Below are 15,494 nucleotides of genomic sequence, written 5' to 3'. Positions count from 1 at the left end.
TCAGGAGCCGGCACCCGGCCTGTCCACGAGTTCCACCTGGTCCACCGCGTTGCACCAGCGGCACCGCACCGACTCGATGGTCTCACTGACCACCTCGCGCTCCTCCACGGTCGGCTCGCCGGCCAGATCGAGGTGGACATACTCGACGACCTTCGAGGAACGCGTCACGTCGAACCGGGTGAGGTTGCCGCACAGGGTGCAGCGCCATCGGGTGGTGGCGGTCGGCAGGGGAACCGTCATCGTGGCAGTCCGCTTCCTTCTCGTAGTCCTCACCGCGCCGCCGGCCGACGCGTGTGGCCGTAACCCTACGGCCTGGCGGCAACCCCCCGCTGGTCCGTCCATGGCGGCGAGGCGGTCTGTCAGCTTGCGTCCCGTTACGTCATGCTCTGTAGTCATGATCAGCCAGTGGAGCACGGCGGCCGGCAGGGCCTGCAGAGCGGTCCGGAGCACATCGGCCCCCATGACGCACGGCCTCATCGCCCTGTGCTGTCTGCTCTTCGTCCTGGGCCCGGCCTCGGGGCTCACACCGGGGTACGGCTCCGGGGCGGGCCTGCTCGCCGCGCAGCGGGCGTACTTCCGGGGCTGGGGCGTGGTGCCGGCCGAGCTGTTCGCCAGGCCGGTGCGGGAGGCCCTGACCCCCGCCACGGCGCTGTTCGTGCACGGCAGCTGGGTGCATCTGCTCGGCAACATGCTCTTCCTCTTCGTCTTCGGCGTGATGACCGAGGAACGGATGGGCCGGGTCCAGTTCACCCTCTTCTACGTCGGCTGCGGCTATCTCGCCCTGCTCGGCTACGCGGCCGCCAACGCCACCTCCGAGCAGTCGCTGGTGGGCGCGTCCGGGGCGATCTCAGCGGTCCTCGGAGCGTTCCTCTACCTGTTCCCCCGGGCCCGTGTGACCAGTCTTCTGCCGTTCCTGTTCTTCCTGCCACTGCGGTTCCCCGCGTGGATCGTGCTGCCGTTCTGGGCGGCGCTGCAGTGGGCGGCGGCGGGGCGCTCCGCGCAGGGGCCGGGGGTGGCCTATCTGGCACACCTGGTGGGATTCGTGCTGGGGTTCGTCTACGCGTGGGTGCGCTACGGGAAAAAGAAGAGCCCGAAGGGCGGCCCTGGAAGGGCGGTGGTGGGAGACGGGCGGGCGACTAGAGTGAAAGCCGCCCCTGCTCAGGCCCCCGAGGGAGAGAACCTGCCGTGATCACCGCGATCGTCCTGATCAAGACCAGCGTGGACCGGATCCCCGAGATCGCGGAGCAGATCGCTTCGCTGGACTCGGTCAGCGAGGTCTTCTCCGTCACCGGTACGTATGACTTGATCGCGATGGTCCGGGTGCGGCAGCACGATGATCTCGCCGATGTCATCCCCGGGCGGATCAGCAAGATCCCTGGTGTGGAGGGCACGGACACGCACGTGGCGTTCCGGACGTACTCGCAGCACGACCTGGAGGCGGCTTTCTCGATCGGCCTGGACAACTAGGGGCTGCGCCGCTCAGGCGGTGCCTTCTCGTCTGCCGGGCGAGATGCGCCGGCGGGCACGGGCCGTGCCTGGTTGCTCGTGCCCACGCGACGGCAGCCGCTCATCAGACACAGCCCCGCGCCCCTTCGGGGAGCTGCCCTTGGCGTCGGCCTCACACCGCCGGGACGCAGCGGCCGTCCTCCGTGCGGTAGGTCCACTTGGCACCCTCGGTGATCAGTTCCTTCACCGCCGTGACAAAGCGGTCGACATGCTCGTCCGGCGTGCCCGCGCCGAAGCTCACGCGGATGGCGTTGAGGGACTTCTCGCCCGGTGCGGCCTCGGGGGCGCCGCATTCGCCCTGGGTCTGGGGGTCGGTGCCGAGCAGGGTGCGGACCAGGGGGTGGGCGCAGAAGAGGCCGTCGCGGACGCCGATGCCGTACTCGGCGGAGAGCGCGGCGGCGAAGTGGGAGCTGTTCCAGCCCTCCACCACGAAGGAGATCACGCCCACGCGCGGGGCGTCGTCGCCGAAGAGGGACAGCACCTTCACCTGGGGCACCTCGGCCAGACCCGCGCGGACCGTACGGACGAGGTGCTGCTCACGGGCGACCAGGGTGTCCCAGCCGGCCTCGGTGAGTGCCTTGCAGGCCGACGCGATGGAGTAGGCGCCGATCACATTGGGCGACCCCGCCTCGTGCCGCGCGGCGCTCTCGTGCCACTCCACGTCCACGCCGCCGTCCTGACGCCGGGTCACCTTGCGGCTGGCGCCGCCGCCCGCCAGGTACGGCTCGGCCACGCGCAGCCAGTCGGCGCGGCCGGCCAGGACGCCGGAGCCGAAGGGGGCGTACAGCTTGTGGCCCGAGAAGGCGACCCAGTCGACATCCAGGTCACGGACGGACACGGGGTGGTGCGGGGCCAGCTGGGCGGCGTCCAGGACGATACGGGCGCCGTGCGCGTGGGCGGCTGCCGCCAGCTCCCGTACGGGCCACAGCTCGCCGGTGACGTTCGAGGCGCCGGTGACGCAGACCAGGGCCGGGCCGTAGGGGTCGCGGTCGGCAAGGGCGCGCTCCAGGGTCGTGACGGCCTGCTGCGGGGTGCGGGGGGCGTTCAGGTAGGTGACCCGGGCGTCCTGCCAGGGCAGCAGGCTCGCGTGGTGCTCGGTCTCGAAGACGAAGACCTGGCAGTCGGCGGGGAGAGCACGGGCCAGGAGATTCAGGGAGTCCGTGGTGGAGCGGGTGAAGACCAACTGGTCGTCGGCGCGGCAGTCCAGGAACGCGGCGACCGTCCTGCGGGCGTTCTCGAAGAGGTCGGTGGAGAGCTGGGAGAGGTAGCCGGCGCCGCGGTGGACGCTGCCGTAGTACGGCGCGTAGGCGGCCACGTCGTCCCAGACGCGCTGCAGGGCGGGGGCGCTGGCCGCGTAGTCGAGGGCCGCGTAGGTGACCTCGCCGCCGGTGACGAGCGGGACGGTGACATCCCGGCCCAGAACGGGCAGCGGGGCGCAGACGGACTGGTCGGAGGCAGCGGTGAAGACAGACATGGGGGAACTCCCGTGAGGACGCACACCGAAGACGGCGTACGGGAAAGGTGAGAAGGGGTGTGCGGAGGCGGGGCTCTGCGGCCCTATCGCATTCGCTTGCTCACGGAAGGCTCCCTCGATGACCAGGACCCCTGGTCCCGCGCTCAGCGGCGCGCGAGGGGTCCGCGCTTGCCGTAGACCTCGCTGCCTACGACCTGGTCCTCACCCGGGGCACCCCGCCACGGACGGAGGGTTGCCGGACAGCCGGCCGGGGCCGAATGGCTGTCACTCATGACCTGGTACAGGAACGTACGGGAAAAGATCGTCGTCCCGCAACCCGAGTCCGGATTGCGGGACGACCGCCGATCACCGCTAGGCGTTGCTCGCCGCCACCCACCGCTCCAGCGTTCGCTTCGCCGCCCCCGAGTCGATGGACTCCGCCGCCTTCGCCATGCCGGCCCGCAGCTGCGCGGCGAGCGGGGCGTCCGTCGGGTGCAGGGCGACGAGAGCCGCCGCGGAGTTCAGCAGCACGGCGTCCCGTACGGCCCCCTTCTCACCGTCGAGCAGGCGGCGGGCGACCTCCGCGTTGTACGACGCGTCCGCGCCGCGCAGGGCCTCCACGGGGACGAGATCGATACCGACGTCCCTCGGGTCGAAGGCCTCCTCGGTGACCTTGCCGTCCCGGACGACCCAGATCCGCGAGGTGGCGGTCGTGGTCAGCTCGTCCAAGCCGTCGTCGCCGCGGAAGACCAGGGAGGAGTTGCCGCGCTCGGCGAGGACGCCGGCCACGATCGGGGCCATCCGGAGGTCCGCCACGCCGACGGCCTGGGCGCGGACCTTCGCCGGATTCGTCAGCGGACCGAGGACGTTGAAGGTCGTACGGATGCCCAACTGGCCACGGGCGGCGGCCACATGGCGCAGCGCCGGGTGGAACTTCACCGCGAAGCAGAAGGTGATCCCGGCCTCCTCGGCGACCTGCGGGACCCGCTCCAGCGGGAGGTTCAGATTCACGCCCAGCTTCTCCAGCACGTCCGACGCGCCCGACGCCGAGGACGCGGCCCGGTTGCCGTGCTTGACGACCTTCGCGCCGGTGCCGGCGACGACGATCGCGGACATGGTGGAGATGTTCACCGTCTTGGCACCGTCACCGCCGGTGCCCACGATGTCGACGGTCTCCCCCGGCACCTCGATGACGTTCGCGTGGTCGTACATGGCGCGGACCAGCCCGGTGATCTCCTCCACCGTCTCGCCCTTGGCCCGCAGGGCCACGGCGAACCCGGCGATCTGCGCGTCCGTCGCCTCCCCGCGCATGATCCGGTCCATCGCCCAGGCGGTGGCGTCCGCGCTCTGGTCGCGGCCTGCCAGCAGGGCGTTCAGTACCTCGGGCCAGGAACGGCCCGCCGCGGTGTCGCCTCCAGCGGGGGTCACAGCGCTCATCAGCCGCTCCTGGTGTCGTGAGAAAGAGTGTGATCCCAGCCTATCCACCTCCGGACACGGCGAAGGGCCCCGTCCGTAAGCCGGACGGGGCCCTTCAGCGTGGCGTGGCGACGCGGGGATCAGTGGTGGCCGTGGCCGCTCGTGATCTCCTTGTACTCCTCGACGGTCGGCTTCGGGATCTGGTTGTCCTCGCCGTAGTAGCCGCTGGACAGCTTCACCCGGAGCTTCTCCGAGGCCGGAATCTTGCGCTCGACACCGTTCTCGTCGACCGTCGGGCCGATCTCGGCCGGCTCGTACTGGTGGTGAGCCGTGAGCGTGTGCAGCTGCTCCTGGCTGAGCGGCTCGTGCACCTCGATGAACTCACCGTGCGGCAGCCGCTTGATGATGCCGGTCTCGCGACCGTGCAGCACCTTGTCGCGGTCGCGACGCTGCAGACCCAGGCAGATCCGCTTGGTGACGAGGAACGCGAAGACCGGGCCGACGAAGAAGGCGATCCGGACGAACCAGGTCACGGCGTTGATCGACAGGTGGAAGTGCGTGGCCCACAGGTCGTTGCCGCCGCCGACCAGCAGCGTCAGGTACAGCACCATCCAGGCGACACCGAGACCGGTGCGCGTCGGGGCGTTGCGCGGGCGGTCCAGGATGTGGTGCTCGCTCTTGTCGCCGGTGACCCAGGACTCGATGAACGGGTAGACCGCGATCGCCACGAGGACCAACGGGAAGATCATCAGCGGGATGAAGACGCCCAGGACGAGCGTGTGACCCCAGAAGTTGATCTCCCAGCCCGGCATGAAGCGGATCAGGCCCTCGGAGAAGCCCATGTACCAGTCGGGCTGGGCGCCGGTGGACACCTGGTCCGGACGGTAGGGGCCCATGGCCCAGATCGGGTTGATCTGGGCGACCGCCGCGATGGCCGCGATGACACCGAAGACCAGGAAGAAGAAGCCTCCGGCCTTGGCCATGTACACCGGCAGCAGCGGCATGCCGACGACGTTCTTCTCGGTCTTTCCGGGACCCGCGAACTGCGTGTGCTTGTGGTAGAAGACCAGGATCAGGTGGCCCACCATCAGGCCGAGCATGATGCCCGGCAGCAGCAGGATGTGGATCGAGTAGAACCGGGCGACGAAGTCGTGACCGGGGAACTGGCCGCCGAAGAGGAAGAACGACAGGTACGTGCCGACGATCGGCACGGACAGGATCGCGCCCTCCATGAAGCGGACACCGGTGCCGGAGAGCAGGTCGTCCGGGAGCGAGTAACCGGTGAAGCCGGTGAACATGCCGAGGACGAACAGCAGGAAGCCGAACAGCCAGTTGATCTCACGCGGCTTGCGGAACGCGCCGGTGAAGAACACGCGCATCATGTGCACGAACATGCCGGCGAGGAAGATCAGCGCGGCCCAGTGGTGGATCTGCCGGATGAGCAGACCACCGCGCACGTCGAAGGAGATGTGCAGGGTCGAGTTGAACGCCTCGGACATCAGCTGTCCCTGGAGCGGGACATACGAGCCGTGGTACACGACCTCGTTCATCGACGGGTGGAAGAACAGCGTCAGATAGACACCCGTCAGGATGATGATGATGAAGCTGTACATGCACACTTCGCCCAACATGAACGACCAGTGGTCGGGGAAGATCTTGCGCATGTTGGACTTGGCCAGGGAGTAGATCCCGAGCCGGCCGTCGGCCCAGTCGGCGATCCGCTCGCCGGCCGGTGCCTTCCCGCGAGAGCGGGGCGTCTCGTTCGCAGCAGTACTCATCCGCGCTCCCAGAATGCAGGACCGACGGGCTCCTCGAAGTCGCCGAGCGCCTGGAGGTAACCGTCGCTGTCCACGCCGATGCGCAGCTGCGGCAGGGCGTGGCCGGCGGGGCCGAAGATCACTCGGGCACCGTCGGAGAGGTCGAAGGTGGACTGGTGGCACGGGCACAGCACGTGGTGCGTCTGCTGCTCGTACAGCGAGATCGGGCAGCCGACGTGGGTGCAGATCTTCGAGAAGGCGACGATGCCCTCGTGCGACCAGTCGAGCTCGCGCTTGTCCTTGATGTTGCCCGGCTGCAGCCGGACGATCATCAGCGCGGCCTTGGCGATCTCCGTCTGGAACTCCTCGTCCGTCTCCTGAAGCCCGTCGGGCTTGGCGAAGGTGAGGGAACCGACGGCGACGTCCTCGGGGCGCAGCGGCAGGCCCGTGTTCATGTTGACCAGGCGCTTGCCCTTGGCCCACAGCGTGTGCCGCAGCGAGGTGCCGGGCAGCGGCCCCAGGTCGCGCAGCAGCATGAGGCTGGAGAGCGGGAACAGGGCCAGCGCGCCGAACATCGTGTTGCGCAGCAGCTTGCGGCGGCCGAGCGCCGACTCCTTGGCGCCCTGCCGGAAGTCCGCGTGCACCTTCGCGCGGACGTCGGCCGGGGCCTCGATGGCGTGCCGGTCGTCGGCGACCTCGACGTCGGACATCAGGGTGCGGGCCCAGTGGACCGCGCCCGCGCCGATGCAGAACAGCGACGCCCCGAGGGTCAGGCCCAGCGCGAAGTTCAGCGCGCTGAGGTGCCCGATCGGGAAGACGAAGATGCTCTTGTCGTGCGGGATCGTCACGTACGAGACGATGAAGCCGACGGTGGCCAGCATCGACACCGTGAACAGCAGGGCGACCACGCGCTCGGACCGCTTGGCGGCCCGCTCGTCGATGTCCTGGATCCGGTGCTCGTGAGGCGGCAGCCCCGGGTCGGCGAACGGGTTCTTCTCGTCCGCGACCGCTACCGTGCCGTGGGCGTGGTCCTGCTCTGCGGGCAGGCTCTCTTCTGGAATGTCTTGGCTACTCATGACTTCTTGGCCTTTGCGGTCCGAGCGGCGACCCAGACGGCGACCACGATCAGCGCGCCGAGTCCGAAGATCCAGGCGAACAGACCCTCACTGACCGGCCCGAGGCCGCCCAGCTCCAGACCGCCGGGGTTCGTCGTCTCGCTGCTGTCGACCGCGTGCAGGTACGCGATGATGTCCTTCTTGTTCTTGGAGGACAGCGTGGTGTCGGGGAAGGACGGCATGTTCTGCGGGCCGGTCTGCATGGCCTCGTAGATGTGCTTCGGGTCGACACCCTCGAGAGTCGGCGCGAACTTGCCCTTGGTCAGGGCGCCGCCCTTGCCGGTGAAGTTGTGGCACTGCGCGCAGTTGGTGCGGAACAGCTCGCCACCCTTGGCGATGTCCGCGCCGGCGGGACCGTACTGGTCCTTGGTCGGCACGCTCGGGCCGGCGCCCAGCGAGGCGATGTACGCGGCGAGCTGGTCGATCTGCGTCTGGTTGTAGACGACCTTCTTGCGCGGGACCTGGGCGCCCTGCGAGGTGGCGGCCGGCATACGGCCGGTGCCGACCTGGAAGTCGACGGCCGCGGCACCCACGCCGACCAGGCTCGGCCCGTCGGAGGAGCCCTGGCCACCGGTGCCGTGGCAGCTGGCGCAGCCGACCTCGTAGAGCTTCTTGCCCTCCTTGATGGTCAGGGACTGGGCGGAATCATCGGCCTGCGCCTTGCCCGCGGGTGCGAACGCGGCGTACAGCCCCCCAGTGGCCGCCAGCGCGAGGAGTAGGACGACGACCGCCGCCAGCGGATGGCGTCGTCGTGCGGAGAGCTTTTTCACGGATTACCCCGGTGTCAGGATCTTCTGCGTCGGTGCTTCTGGATGTGCGGGAGCCGGTCCCGGCTACTTGATCAGGTAGATCGTGGCGAAAAGGCCGATCCAGACCACATCGACGAAGTGCCAGTAGTAGGACACGACGATGGCGGCGGTCGCCTGCTCGTGGGTGAACCTCTTGGCCATGTAGGTGCGGCCGAGGACCAGCAGGAAGGCGATGAGGCCGCCCGTCACGTGCAGGCCGTGGAAGCCGGTGGTCAGGTAGAACACCGAGCCGTACGGGTCGGAGGAGAGCGAGATGCCCTCGTCCCTCACCAGGCTCGTGTACTCGTAGATCTGACCGCCGATGAAGATCGCACCCATGATGAAGGTGACGATGAACCACCCTCTGAGCTTCTTCACGTCACCGCGCTCGGCCGCGAACACGCCGAGCTGGCAGGTGAGCGAGGAGAGCACCAGGATCGTGGTGTTCGTCGCGGAGAAGGGCACATTGAGCGCGTCGGCCATGTGCTTCCAGTGCGCCGGACCCGTCACCGATCGCAGGGTGAAGTACATCGCGAAGAGGGCCGCGAAGAACATCAGCTCGGAACTCAGCCAGATGATGGTTCCGACGCTGGTGAGGTTCGGCCGGTTGACCGACGGGTGCGCGTGCCCGGTTTCTACTGTCGTTGCTGTCGCCACGACCGACATTATGTCGGTCGCTTATCCCGCCCTCACTCCGGGGGGTGCCGTTCGGAGTGTTGCTGCCCGCCGAACCGGTGTTGACGTGGTGTTCATGGGGACTTCGACGGGAGTAAGCTCCGCCCCGAACGGCCCTGTCCGTCCCGTCCGTACGACGCTGACGTCCCGGAGGAACAATGCAGCCGACCGCCACGGTGCTGGTCTACAGCGACGACTCCAACACCCGCGAGCAAGTACGGCTGGCCACCGGCCGCAGGCCGGCTCCCGACGTCCCCCTGGTCGAGTTCGTGGAGTGCGCGACGCCCGACGCGGTGCTGCGCGAGCTGGGCAAGGGCGGTATCGACGTGTGCGTGCTCGACGGCGAGGCCGTGCCGATGGGGGGCATGGGGGTGTGCCGGCAGATCAAGGACGAGGTGTTCAACTGCCCGCCGGTGCTCGTCCTCATGGGCCGGCCGCAGGATGCCTGGTTGGCCACGTGGAGCCGGGCTGACGCGGCTGTGACTCTTCCGGTGGATCCTGTGGAGTTCGCCTCGGCCCTCGCTTCGCTGCTCCGTCAGAAGCGGTTGCTGAGCGCCTAGGAGCCCGGGGCGCGATGGTCGTGCGCGAGAGCGGGTCCATGGGGCCTTCTCGCGCCGCTTCAGGGCGCTCACGTGGCCGTTGGCTGCAGTCTCACCGTGTCCGCATCGGACGGGCCGTCCTGCTTGCCGTTGGTCAGGGCGCTGCCCTTGCGCCACTTGTTCCAGTCGACGTTCCAGTCGCCGAAGCCGTTGCCGAAGTCCTCCATTTCGCGGCCTCTGGAGTTGACGACCTTGACGATGTCGCCCTGGTGGATGTTGTCGAAGAACCACTTGGCGTTGCCGGTGCTCATGCCCGTGCAGCCGTGGCTGACGTTGGCGTAGCCCTGCGAGCCCACGGACCAGGGCGCGGCGTGCACGTACTCGCCGGACCAGGTCACCCGGGTGGAGTAGTAGACCGACAGGTCGAAGGAGTCCGAGCTGCCCGCGGCGATGCCGATCGTGGAGCTGCGCATGCGGACGACGTACGCCTTCTCCAGGACGACCTTGATGCCGTTGCGGGTGTCGAAGCCGGGTCGGCCGGTGGTGACCGGGATCTGCTTGATGGCCTGGCCGTCCTTGTAGAACGTCAGTCGGTGCGCCGCGGCGTCGGTGATGGCCTCGATCCGGTCACCGATGGTGAGCTTCAGCGGTTTCGACGGGCCGCCCCACAGCCGGTCACTGATCTTGATGCCGTTCAGGTTGCTGTGCACGGTGATGGTGGTGTGGACGGGCCAGTACGCCTCGGGCCGGTAGTGGAGTTCCTTGTCGCTCACCCAGTACCAGGAGCCCTCCACGGCCGGCACGGAGTCCACCCGGAGGGCACGTTCCACGACGGCGCGCTGCGCCTTGTCCTTGACCGGCTGGTCGAGTTGGGCGGTGATGGGCTGGCCGACGCCGTACTCGCCCGACTTCGGGCCGAGGGTGACGGTCAGGCGCTTCTTGCTGCTGGGGTTGCTGGTGTCGAACGTGTAGACCTTGCGGCCGGGCGCGCCGTCGTCGTCCTCGGTGCTCACGGTGACCGTGTAGTGGGTGTTGGCGGCCAGCGGGGCGGTGCTGTGCCATCTGCTGCCGTCGGCGGCGAGTTCGCCCGCCACATAGCGCCCTGCGGAGTCCTGAACGGTGACGTCGGTGATGACGTCGTCATCGTTGGCGGTGATCTCCAGGGGCTTGTCCGGATCGGCCCGCTGCTTCGCGTCGGTGGGGCCGTTGAAGGAGATTATGTCCGCCGCGTCGTACGGCTTGGACGACAGAGGGTCGCCGTCCGAACCGCAGGCGGTGACGCCCGCGCCGAGCGCGGTCACCAGCAGGGTGCAGCCGACGACGGTGCGGGTCCGCGGAGAGTGGTTCATACGATCACGCTATGAGGCGTTGACCCCATTTGCGCGGTGAGTAACCCGTACGGGCGACCGACACTGCGGCAAACGACCGAACCGCGCCCGGACAGCCTGTGGAAAAGCCGGAGGCCCGGACCCTCCTGAGGGAGCGTCCGGGCCTCCGGTACGTGCGCGCGGGGTGCGTGCTACTGGGTGCGGTTCTCACCGTGGTAGTACTCGAACACCCAGCCGAACAGACCGACCACGATGAACGGGGCGGAGAAGTAGATCAGCCACCAGCCGACCGCGATGCTGAGGAAGGCGATCGCACCGCCGAAGCCCAGCATGAGCGGCTGCCAGCTGTGCGGGCTGAAGAAGCCCAGCTCGCCCGCGTCGTCCGCGACGTCGGCCTCCTTGTCGTCCTGGGCGCCCGCGTCGACCCGCCGGGCGGTGAAGCCCAGGTAGAAGCCGATCATGATGCTCAGGCCGAAGGCCAGGAACAGTGCGGTGGTGCCGGCCGGCTCCTTCGACCACACGCCATACACGATGGCCATGATCAGGAGGAAGGCGCTCAGCCAGACGAACATCCGACCCTGGATCTTCACTTGCCGGCCTCCTTGCTGCCCGCGATGGCGGTGCCGTGACCGCTGTGCGCGAGCTGCTCGAGCGCGGCGATCTCAGGGTGGTGCAGGTCGAACGCCGGGGATTCGCTGCGGATCCGCGGCAGGGTGAGGAAGTTGTGCCGCGGCGGCGGGCAGGAGGTCGCCCACTCCAGCGAACGGCCGTAGCCCCAGGGGTCGTCCACGTCGACCGGCTTGCCGTACTTGGCCGTCTTCCAGACGTTGTAGAGGAACGGCAGGATCGACAGGCCGAGCAGGAAGGAGCAGATGGTGGAGACCGTGTTCAGGGCGGTGAAGCCGTCGGCCGCCAGGTAGTCGGCGTAGCGGCGCGGCATGCCCTCCACGCCCAGCCAGTGCTGGACCAGGAAGGTGCCGTGGAAGCCGACGAACAGCGTCCAGAAGGTGATCTTGCCGAGGCGTTCGTCCAGCATCTTGCCGGTCATCTTCGGCCACCAGAAGTGGAAGCCGGAGAACATGGCGAAGACGACCGTACCGAAGACCACGTAGTGGAAGTGGGCCACCACGAAGTACGAGTCGGAGACGTGGAAGTCCATCGGGGGCGAGGCCAGGATGACACCGGTCAGACCACCGAACGTGAAGGTGATCAGGAAGCCGACGGCCCAGAGCATCGGTGTCTCGAAGGACAGCGAGCCCTTCCACATCGTGCCGATCCAGTTGAAGAACTTCACGCCGGTCGGCACGGCGATCAGGAACGTCATGAAGGAGAAGAACGGCAGCAGCACACCACCGGTGACGTACATGTGGTGGGCCCACACGGTCACGGACAGACCGGCGATGGAGATGGTCGCGGCGATCAGACCCATGTAGCCGAACATCGGCTTGCGGGAGAACACCGGGATGACTTCGCTGATGATGCCGAAGAACGGCAGCGCGATGATGTACACCTCTGGATGGCCGAAGAACCAGAAGAGGTGTTGCCACAGGAGTGCGCCGCCGTTGGTGGCGTCGAAGACATGGGCGCCGAACTTGCGGTCCGCCTCCAGGGCGAACAGCGCGGCCGCCAGGACCGGGAAGGCCAGCAGGACCAGCACGGCGGTCAGCAGCACGTTCCACACGAAGATCGGCATGCGGAACATGGTCATGCCCGGGGCGCGCATGCAGATGATCGTGGTGATGAAGTTGACCGCACCGAGGATGGTGCCGAAGCCGGAGAAGGCCAGACCCATGATCCACATGTCGGCGCCGATGCCCGGGCTGCGGACCGCGTCCGACAGCGGCGAGTAGGCGAACCAGCCGAAGTCGGCCGCACCCTGCGGGGTGAGGAAGCCGCCCACCGCGATGGTCGAGCCGAACAGGTACAGCCAGTAGGCGAACATGTTCAGCCGCGGGAACGCCACGTCCGGCGCGCCGATCTGCAGCGGCATGATCCAGTTCGTGAAGCCGGCGAACAGCGGCGTCGCGAACATCAGCAGCATGATCGTGCCGTGCATCGTGAACGCCTGGTTGAACTGCTCGTTCGACATGATCTGCAGGCCCGGCCGGGCCAGCTCGGCGCGCATGAGCAGCGCCATCACGCCACCGATCAGGAAGAACGCGAACGACGTCACGAGGTACATCGTCCCGATCGTCTTGTGGTCGGTGGTCGTCAGCCACTTCACCACGACATTGCCGGGCTGCTTACGCCTGACCGGCAGCTCGTCCGCGAACGCGCCTTCAGCTGCCGCGGCACCCTGGGGTTCGTTGAGGATGCTCACAGGTTGTTCGTCTCCCGGTTCTTCTCGTGGCTCGTCTGCGCGATGCCGGCGGGAACGTAACCGGTCTGCCCCTTCTTGGCGAGGTCCTGGAGGTGCTTCTGGTACGCCGCCGGGGAGACGACCTTCACGTTGAACAGCATCCGGGAGTGGTCGACGCCGCAGAGCTCGGCGCACTTGCCGAGGAAGGTGCCCTCGTGGTTCGGGGTCACCTGGAACGCGTTGGTGTGACCCGGGATGACGTCCTGCTTCATGAGGAACGGCACCACCCAGAAGGAGTGGATGACGTCACGCGAGGTGAGGATGAAGCGGACCGTCTTGCCCTTGGGGAGCCACAGCGTCGGACCGGGGTTGCCGGTCTGCGGGTTCCGCGTGCCCGGCGTACCGACGTCGTAGACACCACCGGCGTTCGCCGGGAACTGGTTCTTGAACCGGTCCGGGATGGCGTTCAGGTTCGGGTCGGTCTTGGCGTTGCCGGAGACGCCGGGGACGTTCTCGACGTAGTTGAAGCCCCAGCTCCACTGGAAGCCGACCACGTTGACCGTGACGTCGGGCTTCTTGTCGAGGCTGAGGAGCTTCGTCTCGTCCCGGGCCGTGAAGTAGAAGAGCACCGAGATGATGATGATCGGGACCACCGTGTACAGGGCCTCGATCGGCATGTTGTACCGGGTCTGCGGAGGTACCTCGACCTTGGTGCGGCTGCGCCGGTGGAACATGGCGCTCCACAGGATCAGGCCCCACACCAGCACGCCGACGGCGAGCGCGGCAGCCCAGGAGCCCTGCCACAGGGAGAGGATCCGCGGAGCCTCTTCCGTGGTCGGGGTGGGCATGCCAAGGCGGGGGAAGTCCTTGTATGTGCAACCGGTTGCGGTCGCCAGGACCAGGCCCGCGGTCAGTGCCTGCAGCAGCTTCCGCCGCATCGGGCGCCGCGGCGAGCGGTCGGAGCCGTTGGGACTCACGTAGCGCCTTCCCGAGAGTCTCGCCCGCGCGGTCGGCTGCGGCCTTCTTCTCGCTGGTCGGTCGCCGCCCTGCGTCGGGCAGGGGTTTGGATGTTTATGCGGACCAAACCCTAGCCGACGCCCTCGGGGGGTTCGCGGGGAGGGGTGCCTACTAACTCGGGTGGTTCGCTGAATTGGCGGCTGCGGGTCCGTCGTAGCTGGTCGCGCAGTTCCCCGCGCCCCTTCGGGACGCTGCCCTGACCGGCGGTTTAGCGTTGCCGTATGGCCTACTTTGATGCTGCTTCCGCCGCTCCCCTCCATCCCGTGGCCCATCAGGCGTTGTTGGCCTCTTTGGATGAGGGGTGGGCCGATCCCGCGCGGTTGTACCGGGAAGGGCGCAAGGCGCGGATGCTGCTCGACGCCGCGCGGGAGGCGGCTGCCGAAGCCGTTGGGTGTCGGGCGGACGAGGTGGTGTTCGCCTCCTCCGGTACGCGGGCCCTGCACACGGGTGTCGCGGGGGCGTTGGCCGCGCGGCGCCGGGTCGGGCGCCACCTGATCGTGTCAGCCGTCGAACACTCCTCCGTGCTCCATGCGGCGGAGGTGTTCGAGCGGGACGGGGGGACGGTCACCCAGGTGGCCGTCGACCGGGCCGGAGCCGTCACTCCATCGGACTACGCCTCCGCCCTGCGTCCGGACACCGCGCTGGCGTGTCTGCAGTCGGCCAACCATGAGGTGGGGACCGTGCAGCCGGTCGCCGAGGTGGCCGAGGTGTGCCGGGCCGCCGGGGTGCCGCTGCTGGTGGACGCGGCGCAGTCGCTGGGGTGGGGGCCCGTCGAGGGCGACTGGTCGCTGCTGGCGGCCAGCGCGCACAAATGGGGCGGGCCGTCCGGGGTCGGGCTGCTCGTCGTGCGCAAGGGGGTGCGGTTCGCCGCCCAAGGGCCCGTCGACGAACGGGAGTCGGGGCGAGCACCCGGGTTCGAGAACATCCCGGCGATCGTGGCGGCCGCGGCCTCCCTGCGCGCGGTGCGGGCCGAGGCGGCCCAGGAGGCGGTACGGCTGCGGGAGCTGACGGAGCGGATCCGGGCCCGGGTGCCGCTGTTGGTGCCGGACGTGGAGGTCGTCGGCGACCCCGAGCGCCGGCTGCCCGGGATCGTCACCTTCTCCTGCCTCTACGTCGACGGCGAGGCGCTGCTGCACGAACTGGACCGGGAGGGCTTCTCCGTCTCCTCCGGTTCCTCCTGCACGAGCAGCACGCTGACGCCCAGCCATGTACTGAAGGCGATGGGCGTGCTGAGCGAGGGGAACGTACGGGTGTCCCTGCCGGCGGGGACGGCCGAGGAGGACGTGGAGCGGTTCCTGGCGGTGCTGCCGGGGGCCGTGGCCGGGGTCCGCGAGAAGCTGGGCGCGCCGACCGCACCGGCCGCCCAGGAGGGCCGCGGGGAAGTCCTCGTCGACTCCCTGGGCAAGCGGTGCCCGATCCCGGTCATCGAGCTGGCCAAGGTGTTCGGCCAGGTGCCGGTCGGCGGGACCGTACGGGTCCTCTCCGACGACGAGGCGGCCCGCCTGGACATCCCGGCGTGGTGCGAGATGCGGGGACAGGAGTACGTCGGGGAGGAGCCTGCGGAGCGGGGTACGGCGTACGTGGTACGCCGGGTGAGCTGA

Annotated in this window: 15 protein-coding genes and 1 riboswitch; of the genes, 4 read left to right on the top strand and 11 right to left on the bottom strand. The window is 68.5% G+C overall.

What is annotated here, in order from left to right; genetic code table 11:
• A complete protein-coding gene (locus SRB17_RS04925; protein WP_014672226.1) occupies window positions 1-240 on the bottom strand; it encodes a hypothetical protein in 240 nt (79 codons plus the stop codon).
• Window positions 241-394: 154 nt separating this feature from the next.
• Here SRB17_RS04925 and SRB17_RS04920 point away from each other — a divergent pair, with 154 nt between their 5' ends.
• A complete protein-coding gene (locus SRB17_RS04920) occupies window positions 395-1,189 on the top strand; it encodes a rhomboid family intramembrane serine protease (protein WP_153534838.1) in 795 nt (264 codons plus the stop codon).
• Window positions 1,186-1,467, top strand: a complete 282-nt coding sequence (locus tag SRB17_RS04915) for an Lrp/AsnC ligand binding domain-containing protein (protein ID WP_323374988.1) — start codon at window positions 1,186-1,188, stop codon at window positions 1,465-1,467. Before SRB17_RS04920 ends, SRB17_RS04915 begins: the two co-directional genes overlap by 4 nt.
• Window positions 1,468-1,618: 151 nt before the next feature.
• On the opposite strand, the gene SRB17_RS04910 is transcribed toward SRB17_RS04915, so the two are convergent.
• The 6 genes from SRB17_RS04910 to SRB17_RS04885 all read right to left on the bottom strand — a co-directional run bounded on the left by SRB17_RS04910 (window position 1,619) and on the right by SRB17_RS04885 (window position 8,701).
• A complete protein-coding gene (locus tag SRB17_RS04910) occupies window positions 1,619-2,980 on the bottom strand; it encodes an aminotransferase class V-fold PLP-dependent enzyme (RefSeq protein ID WP_153534836.1) in 1,362 nt (453 codons plus the stop codon).
• 159 nt (window positions 2,981-3,139) lie between these two features.
• Window positions 3,140-3,256: riboswitch (SAM riboswitch) on the bottom strand.
• A 75-nt stretch (window positions 3,257-3,331) separates the two neighbouring features.
• Window positions 3,332-4,396, bottom strand: a complete 1,065-nt coding sequence (gene trpD, locus SRB17_RS04905; RefSeq protein WP_153534834.1) for an anthranilate phosphoribosyltransferase — start codon at window positions 4,394-4,396, stop codon at window positions 3,332-3,334.
• Window positions 4,397-4,515: 119 nt separating this feature from the next.
• Window positions 4,516-6,153: a cytochrome b gene (locus tag SRB17_RS04900; protein WP_153534832.1), complete on the bottom strand. Its 1,638-nt coding sequence runs from the start codon at window positions 6,151-6,153 to the stop codon at window positions 4,516-4,518.
• Window positions 6,150-7,208 carry a ubiquinol-cytochrome c reductase iron-sulfur subunit gene (locus SRB17_RS04895; RefSeq protein ID WP_153534830.1) on the bottom strand — a complete coding sequence of 353 codons (1,059 nt, stop codon included), beginning with the start codon at window positions 7,206-7,208 and terminating at the stop codon, window positions 6,150-6,152. Before SRB17_RS04895 ends, SRB17_RS04900 begins: the two co-directional genes overlap by 4 nt.
• Window positions 7,205-8,017 carry a c-type cytochrome gene (locus tag SRB17_RS04890; protein WP_323374987.1) on the bottom strand — a complete coding sequence of 271 codons (813 nt, stop codon included), beginning with the start codon at window positions 8,015-8,017 and terminating at the stop codon, window positions 7,205-7,207. Before SRB17_RS04890 ends, SRB17_RS04895 begins: the two co-directional genes overlap by 4 nt.
• Before the next feature lie 63 nt (window positions 8,018-8,080).
• Window positions 8,081-8,701: a cytochrome c oxidase subunit 3 gene (locus SRB17_RS04885; RefSeq protein WP_153534828.1), complete on the bottom strand. Its 621-nt coding sequence runs from the start codon at window positions 8,699-8,701 to the stop codon at window positions 8,081-8,083.
• A 167-nt stretch (window positions 8,702-8,868) separates the two neighbouring features.
• Here SRB17_RS04885 and SRB17_RS04880 point away from each other — a divergent pair, with 167 nt between their 5' ends.
• Entirely contained in the window at window positions 8,869-9,270 is a 402-nt protein-coding gene (locus SRB17_RS04880; RefSeq protein WP_153534826.1) for a response regulator transcription factor, read from the top strand.
• Window positions 9,271-9,338: 68 nt separating this feature from the next.
• On the opposite strand, the gene SRB17_RS04875 is transcribed toward SRB17_RS04880, so the two are convergent.
• From SRB17_RS04875 to coxB, 4 genes are all read right to left on the bottom strand, one after another.
• Window positions 9,339-10,598, bottom strand: a complete 1,260-nt coding sequence (locus SRB17_RS04875; RefSeq protein WP_153534824.1) for a L,D-transpeptidase — start codon at window positions 10,596-10,598, stop codon at window positions 9,339-9,341.
• A gap of 170 nt (window positions 10,599-10,768) precedes the next feature.
• Window positions 10,769-11,167, bottom strand: coding sequence for a cytochrome c oxidase subunit 4 (locus SRB17_RS04870; RefSeq protein WP_323374986.1), 399 nt, complete (start codon window positions 11,165-11,167; stop codon window positions 10,769-10,771).
• Window positions 11,164-12,897 (bottom strand): cytochrome c oxidase subunit I, encoded by a 1,734-nt coding sequence (ctaD, locus tag SRB17_RS04865; protein WP_323374985.1) that lies wholly within the window; start codon window positions 12,895-12,897, stop codon window positions 11,164-11,166. The genes SRB17_RS04870 and ctaD overlap by 4 nt, the downstream gene beginning before the upstream one ends.
• Complete coding sequence (coxB, locus tag SRB17_RS04860; protein ID WP_323374984.1) at window positions 12,894-13,853, bottom strand: cytochrome c oxidase subunit II; 960 nt, start codon at window positions 13,851-13,853, stop codon at window positions 12,894-12,896. The genes ctaD and coxB overlap by 4 nt, the downstream gene beginning before the upstream one ends.
• 261 nt (window positions 13,854-14,114) lie before the next feature.
• Here coxB and SRB17_RS04855 point away from each other — a divergent pair, with 261 nt between their 5' ends.
• Window positions 14,115-15,494, top strand: coding sequence for a cysteine desulfurase/sulfurtransferase TusA family protein (locus SRB17_RS04855; RefSeq protein WP_153534822.1), 1,380 nt, complete (start codon window positions 14,115-14,117; stop codon window positions 15,492-15,494).

It is taken from the genome of Streptomyces sp. RB17 (assembly GCF_009604455.1).
Lineage (GTDB): Bacteria > Actinomycetota > Actinomycetes > Streptomycetales > Streptomycetaceae > Streptomyces.
Note: the sequence above shows the minus strand (reverse complement) of the source record. Positions and strands in the feature narration are given on the sequence as shown.